At 69.5% G+C, this 6674-nt stretch carries 6 protein-coding genes; 4 read left to right on the top strand and 2 right to left on the bottom strand.

Translation table 11 applies throughout. The features are described from left to right. Window positions 1–13 precede the first annotated feature (13 nt). A complete protein-coding gene (locus QWY80_RS02425; protein ID WP_290229125.1) occupies window positions 14–439 on the top strand; it encodes a DUF1850 domain-containing protein in 426 nt (141 codons plus the stop codon). 16 nt (window positions 440–455) lie between these two features. Next, window positions 456–2468 (top strand): TRAP transporter permease, encoded by a 2013-nt coding sequence (locus tag QWY80_RS02420; RefSeq protein WP_290229081.1) that lies wholly within the window; start codon window positions 456–458, stop codon window positions 2466–2468. 41 nt (window positions 2469–2509) lie between these two features. Here the strand turns inward: QWY80_RS02420 and QWY80_RS02415 are convergent, their stop codons facing one another. Beyond that, window positions 2510–2944, bottom strand: a complete 435-nt coding sequence (locus tag QWY80_RS02415; RefSeq protein WP_290229080.1) for a hypothetical protein — start codon at window positions 2942–2944, stop codon at window positions 2510–2512. Window positions 2945–3191: 247 nt separating this feature from the next. Here QWY80_RS02415 and purE point away from each other — a divergent pair, with 247 nt between their 5' ends. After that, on the top strand, window positions 3192–3701 hold the full coding sequence (gene purE, locus QWY80_RS02410; RefSeq protein WP_290229079.1) for a 5-(carboxyamino)imidazole ribonucleotide mutase: 510 nt from the start codon (window positions 3192–3194) through the stop codon (window positions 3699–3701). A 27-nt stretch (window positions 3702–3728) separates the two neighbouring features. Continuing rightward, window positions 3729–4841, top strand: a complete 1113-nt coding sequence (locus tag QWY80_RS02405) for a 5-(carboxyamino)imidazole ribonucleotide synthase (RefSeq protein ID WP_290229078.1) — start codon at window positions 3729–3731, stop codon at window positions 4839–4841. 13 nt (window positions 4842–4854) lie between these two features. On the opposite strand, the gene QWY80_RS02400 is transcribed toward QWY80_RS02405, so the two are convergent. Beyond that, window positions 4855–6393: an alanine/glycine:cation symporter family protein gene (locus QWY80_RS02400; protein WP_290229077.1), complete on the bottom strand. Its 1539-nt coding sequence runs from the start codon at window positions 6391–6393 to the stop codon at window positions 4855–4857. Window positions 6394–6674: the final 281 nt, after the last annotated feature.

Here is a 6674-nt window from a genome sequence, read left to right as displayed (position 1 = left end):
CCTCGTCCCGGTCGTGCCGCTGGCGGCCGACCGGGACGAGGCCCGGCTCGAGGTGCTGTCCGCCGGCGGCGAGCCCCTGGTGAGCCTGCCCATGCCCGAGGGCGGGGGCTGGTGCCTGGAGTGGAACCACTCGGTGGAGGGCTTCCCGGTGCTCGACTGCTACCGCCACCGTGACGGCCGCATGGTGCTCACGCGCAGCCATCTGCCCGACTTCGCCGCGGGGCTCGACCACGTTCCCGGCCGCGGTCGCCAGGTCTCCGACGGCGAGGGCGGCTACTGGATCGAGGACCTCGACGAGCCGGTGCCCGGCAATGCCTATCGCCTGCGGGTGGGCGCCATGCGCGTCGACCACCGCCTGGTGGTCGACGACGCACGCATCAGCCTGAGCCGTCTGGCCGCGAACCGGCGGGTGACGATCCGCCTCACGACCCCTGATTGAACGCGAGAGAACCACGATGAGCGATCCCGGCGCCCCCCCCGTCGTCCCCGGTAGCCAGGCGAACCACGCCCGGCCCGTGCTGTGGCTGATCACCCTGGTGGCGGTGGGCCTGTCGCTGTTCCAGCTTTACTCCGCCGGCATCCAGCCGCTGGGGCTCTTCTACCAGCGCAGCGTCCACCTGATGCTGATCATGACGCTGGCCTTCCTGATGCTGCCGGTGTTCGGGCCCAGGCGGCGTCGCGGCCTGCTGGGCTGGGCCCTGGACGGCCTGTTCCTCGCCGGGGCGCTGCTGACCGGCGGCTACCTGGTGCTCTACCTGGACGACATCATCAACCGCGCCGGCTTCTGGAGCCAGACCGACATCGTGGTGGGCTGCATCGCCACCGTCACCGTGCTGGAGGCGGCACGCCGGGCGGTGGGCGTGGGCATGACGGTGATCGGCGCCATCGCCATCCTCTACGCCTTCGCCGGCCCGCGCGGCGAGTTGCCCTGGCTGGGCCAGTGGCTGCCGGGGATCCTCGAGCACCGCGGCTACAACCTGGACCGCCTGGTGGGTCAGCTCTACCTGGGCCAGGAGGGTATCTTCGGCCTGCCCATGGGGGTGGCGGCCACCTACATCTTCATCTTCGTGCTGTTCGGCGCCTTCCTGGAGATCACCGGCGCCGGCAAGTTCTTCATCGATCTGGCCTATGCGGCCACCGGCCGCCAGCGCGGCGGCCCGGCCAAGGCGGCGGTGATCGCCTCGGCGGGCATGGGCTCGATTTCCGGCAGTGCCATCGCCAACGTGGTGACCACCGGGGCCTTCACCATCCCGCTGATGAAGCGCCTGGGCTACAAGCCCCACCAGGCCGGCGGCATCGAGGCGGCGGCCTCCACCGGCGGCCAGATCATGCCGCCGCTGATGGGCGCCGGTGCCTTCCTGATCGCCGAGTACACGCGGATGCCCTACCTGGAGGTGGTCAAGGTCAGCATCCTGCCGGCGGCCATGTACTTCGGCACCGTCTACCTCTTCGTGCACATCATCGCCCTGAAGCAGGGCATGCAGGGCATGGCCCGCAGCGAGTTGCCGCAGATGCGCGACGTCATGGGCGCCGGCTGGCACTTCCTGCTGCCGCTGCTGGTGCTGGTATGGCTGCTGGTGATGAACATGTCGCCGATGCGAGTGGGCTACTACGCCATCCTCACCATGCTGGCCGTGGCGGTGCTGCGCTTCGCGGTGTGGTTTCTGTTCATCGCCCCCCGGCAGGGCCAGAAGGTGACCGGCGCTACCCTGCGCGAGGCGGTGAAAAGCGGGCTAGCCAAGTTGGTCGGCGGCCTGGAGCTGGGGGCGCGCAATGCCGTGGCGGTGTCCATGGCCTGCGCCGTGGCCGGCGTGATCGTCGGCGTGGTGGGCCTGACCGGCCTGGGGCTGAAGTTCTCCTCCATGATGATGGCCTTCTCCGGCGGCAACCTGCTGCTGGCCCTGATCATGGTGTTGCTGGCCAGCCTGGTGCTGGGCATGGGGCTGCCGGTCACCGCCAGCTACATCGTGCTGATCGTGCTGGTGGGCCCGGCGCTGACCGCGGAGTTCGGCGTGCCGCTGCTGATCGCCCACCTGGTGGTGTTCTGGTACTCCCAGGACTCCAACGTCACGCCGCCCATCGCGCTGGCCGGCTTCGCCGGGGCGGCGATCGCCGGGGCCAAGCCCATGGAGACGGGCTTCCAGGCCTGGAAGTTCGCCAAGGGGCTCTACCTGATCCCGCTGTTCATGGTCTACAACCCGGAGATCATCATGGGTGGGCCCTGGCCGCTGCTGGTGTGGACCGCCTGCACCGGCTTCCTGGCCCTGGGCGCCTTTGCGGCGGCCCTGGAAGGCTATCTCTTCACTCGCCTGGCGTGGCCGCTGCGGGCGGTGCTGCTGCCGTCCATCGTCGCCGTCTTCTATCCCGACCTGCGGGTGGAGGCGGCCGGCGCGGCGGCGATGGCGCTGGTGATCGTCGGCAACTGGCTGCTCAGCCGCCGCGAGCTGCGCGGGGCGGGCAGCGTCTGAGGCCGGGCCCGCCCCCCGGCAGCGGGGGCGGGCCCGCACCCTCAGGCCGACTCGTCGGCGCCTTCGTCGGCCGTCTCCTCATCGGCCGCTTCATCGTCGGCGGAGGCTTCTTCGGTGTCGTCCTCCTCGGCATCGCTCGCGGTGGCGTCTTCATCCTCGCTCGCGGCGGCGTTCTCGTCCTCGCCTGCGGTGGCGTCTTCATCCTCGCTCGCGGCGGCGTCCTCATCCTCGCTGGCGGCGGCGTCCTCGTCCTCGCTTGCGGCCGCGTCTTCATCCTCGCCCGCGGCGGCGTCTTCGCCCCCGTAGGTGGTGGCGGTGTCCTCGGCGGGTGCCGTGTCCATGGCCTCGGATTCGCCGTTGGTGGAGGCGGTCTCTTCGACGCTGGTCTGGCCCTCGTCGGTGGCCTGGGTCTCCTCCTCGGCCTGGTCACAGCCGGCGAGGAGCAGGGCACTGGTCAGGGAAGCGATCAGGATCATGGAGCGTTTCATCGGCTCTCTCCTTGATGGTGATGACCGGCAGGCGGGGGCCTGCCCGGGGCCGGCCAATCCGGCCGGCGACTCACCCCCAGTGTGGCAAGCGAGTGCGCAGGAAGGGTGAAAGCCGCTGTTGCATGCCGGCGACACCTCGAGGCCTGCCCGGCTGGTCAAGATGACGCGGCCGGCCGGCGTCGCTAGAATGTGCCGCTTTCCTATGCGCAGCCAGGCAGTCGCCGAGGAGCAGGCCATGCAGTCCGAGACACAGTCGCCGAAGGTCGGTGTGATCATGGGGTCGAAATCCGACTGGCCGGTCATGGAACACGCGGTCGCCATGCTGGAGCGACTGGGCGTATCCTGTGAGACCCGGGTGGTCTCCGCCCACCGTACCCCGGACCTGCTCTTCGACTACGCCAAGTCCGCCGCCGGGCGGGGCCTGTCGGTGATCATCGCCGGGGCCGGCGGTGCCGCCCACCTGCCGGGCATGGTGGCCTCCCAGACCGCGCTGCCGGTGCTGGGCGTGCCGGTGGAGTCCAAGGCGCTCAAGGGCCTGGACTCGCTGCTCTCCATCGCCCAGATGCCCGGCGGCGTCGCCGTGGGGACCCTGGCCATCGGCAAGGCCGGCGCCACCAACGCCGGCCTGCTGGCCGCCCAGATCGTCGGCCTGCAGGATGCCGAGGTCCGGGCCGCGGTGGAGGCCTTCCGCGCCGAGCAGACCCGGGCGGTGCTCGACAACCCGGATCCCCGTCCCCAGCCCTGATCCAGAGAGACGAGTGAGGAGCGAGCCATGAACATCGGCGTCCTGGGTGCCGGCCAGCTGGGCCGCATGCTGGCCCTGGCCGGCTATCCCCTGGCCAACCGCTTCACCTTCCTCGACACCACCGGCCACCCCAGCGCCGGCATCGGGGATGTGATGATCGACACCGACAGGAAGCACCTCGAGGCCTTCCTGGAGAAGGTCGACCTGGTCACCTACGAGTTCGAGCACCTGCCGGTCTCGCTGGTCCGGGCCATCGAGGAGGTCAAGCCGGTCCACCCCTCGAGCGAGGCGATCCGCGTCTGCCAGAACCGTGCCGAGGAGAAGGCGCTGTTCGATCGCCTGGGGATTCCCACCCCGGCCTATCGCCTGGTGGAGCACGCCGACGAGCTCGAGGCCGCCGCCCGCGAGCTGGGCTGCCCGGTGGTGGCCAAGTCGGTGACCGAGGGTTACGACGGCAAGGGCCAGGCGGTGATCCGCGACCCGGCCGAGGCCCATGACGCCTGGCGCTCGATCGGCCACCCGCGGTTGATCGTCGAGGCCTTCGTCGACTTCGTGCGCGAGGTGTCGATCATCGCCGTGCGCGGCCGCGACGGCGAGGTGGCCTTCTACCCCATGGCCGAGAACCAGCATGTGGATGGCATCCTGCGCTACTCCATCGCGCCCCTGCCGGACCTCGACGACGGCGTGCAGCAGACCGCCGACGGCTACATCCGCGCGCTGCTCGACGAGCTCGACTACGTGGGGGTGCTGACCCTGGAACTGTTCCAGACCCGCGATGGCGGCCTGCTGGCCAACGAGATGGCGCCCCGGGTGCACAACTCCGGTCACTGGACCCTCGACGGGGCGGTGACCAGCCAGTTCGAGAACCACCTGCGCGCCATCCAGGGCCTGCCGCTGGGCGACACCGCCGCCCGCATGCCCACCTGCATAATCAACGTCATCGGCCGCGAGGGGGATCCGGCGGCGATCCTCGCCCTCGACGACGCTCACCTGCATCGCTACGACAAGGCGGAACGCCCCGGTCGCAAGCTGGCGCATATCAACCTGCTGGCGCCGACCCACGGCGAGCTGCTGGAGAGGGTGCGCGCCTGCGCCGCCCTGTTGCCCGAGGCACCGGCGCCGAGTTTCAGCTTCGAATGAAGGCCCCGGCCGGTCAGTAGCCGCCCTTGAGTCGGCGCAGTGCCTGCAGCGCCTGGCGAATGGCCGGCGATCCGTGGTCGCGATGGTGGGGGATCTCGCCGCTCTTCAGCTTGCGGTGGTAGCGGGCGAGCTCGCGCTTGACCACCGGGGCCAGGAGGTAGATGCCGAGGATATTGGGCACGCAGATCACGAACACCAGGGCATCGGACAGGTCGAGCATCGAGGTCAACTGGATCATCGAGCCGATGACGATGAAGGCGCAGAACAGCAGCTTGAACAGCCCGCGTCCCAGGCGTCCCTCGCCGAACAGGTAGCTCCAGCCCTTGAGGCCGTAGTAGGACCAGGAAATGGCCGTGGAGAAGGCGAACAGCAGGGCGGCCACCGACAAGGGCAGGGGCAACCAGGCCAGGTTGCGCTCGAAGGCCGCGGAAGTCATCTCGATACCGCCCACGCCCTCGGTGAAGCCCGGGTCGTAGTAGAGGGTGGTGACGATCACCAGGCCGGTCAGGCTGCAGATCACGATGGTGTCGATGAAGGGTTCGAGCAGCGAGACATAGCCCTCGGTGACGGGATGCCGGGTGCGTACCGCGGCATGGGCGATGGCCGCCGAGCCGATGCCCGCCTCGTTGGAGAACACCGCCCGTTGGAAGCCGATGATGATGGCCCCCAGGGCGCCGCCGGCGACGCCTTCGGGGGTGAAGGCGCCCTGGAAGATGGCGCCGATGGCGAAGGGCAGCGCCTCGGCGTTCATGCCGATGATCAGCAGCGCCATGGCGCAGTAGAGCAGGGCCATGAAGGGCACCACCTTCTCGGTGACCCGGGCGATCGACTTGATGCCACCGAGGATCACGATGCCGATCAGCGTCGCCATCACCAGGCCGAACAGCCAGCCCTTGTCGGCGAACCAGCTGGCCTCGGCACCGCCGGTGACGTTGACGAACTGCACGAAGGCCTGGTTGGACTGGAACATGTTGCCGATGCCCAGGCAGCCGATGACGATGCCCACCGCGTAGAAGCCGCCCATGAAGCGCCCCAGGCGCGGCAGGCCGCGTTCGGCCAGGCCGCGGGCGAGATAGAACATGGGCCCGCCGGAGACGCTGCCATCGGGATTCTGGCGGCGATAGTGGGCGGCCAGGGCACACTCGACGAACTTGGTCGACATGCCCAGGAAGCCGGCCAGCACCATCCAGAACAGCACCCCCGGCCCGCCCAGTGACACGGCGATGGCCACCCCGCCGATATTGCCGATGCCCACCGTGCCGGACACCGCCGTGGCCAGCGCCTGGAAATGCGAGACCTCACCGCGGTCCCTCGGGTCGGCGTAGTCGCCGCGCACCAGGCGGAAGGCGTGGACGAGGCCCCGGACATTGATGAAGTTGAAGTAGAAGGTGCAGAACACCGCCCCCGCCATGAGCCACAGCACTACCAGAGGCAGTTCGGCGCCGAACAGCGGGACGGTGAAGAAGATCAGCGAGGAGAACAGCTGTGACACGGGGGCGATGACGGTCTCGACGGCCTGGTCGACGCCGGCCCCCCGGGCGGCCGGTGCCATTACCGCCGCCATCGTCGCTACGCAGGCCGAAAGCCGCGCCCCTCGCGGCATGCTGACTCCAGTGGGCATGGGAACACCTCGCGAACCTTGTGGTTGTTATCCGGAGGGCGATGTACGGGCCGGTGCCGATCGCCTCGCGCCGCGAGACGTCGGCATGTCCGGCCTGGCCCTCCCGTCGATCGAGAGTCTGTCGTCGTGCTTATGACCCTAGCAGGGCCTGGTCGCTGAGCGTTGGGGCCAGTGAGCGGTCGCGGATGGGACCTGTGGACGATCCGCCTCGC

The sequence above is a fragment of the Halomonas ramblicola genome (assembly GCF_030409215.1).
Lineage (GTDB): Bacteria > Pseudomonadota > Gammaproteobacteria > Pseudomonadales > Halomonadaceae > Halomonas > Halomonas ramblicola.
The sequence above is the reverse complement of the archived record's forward strand: the minus strand, read 5'-3'. Positions and strand labels throughout refer to the sequence as shown.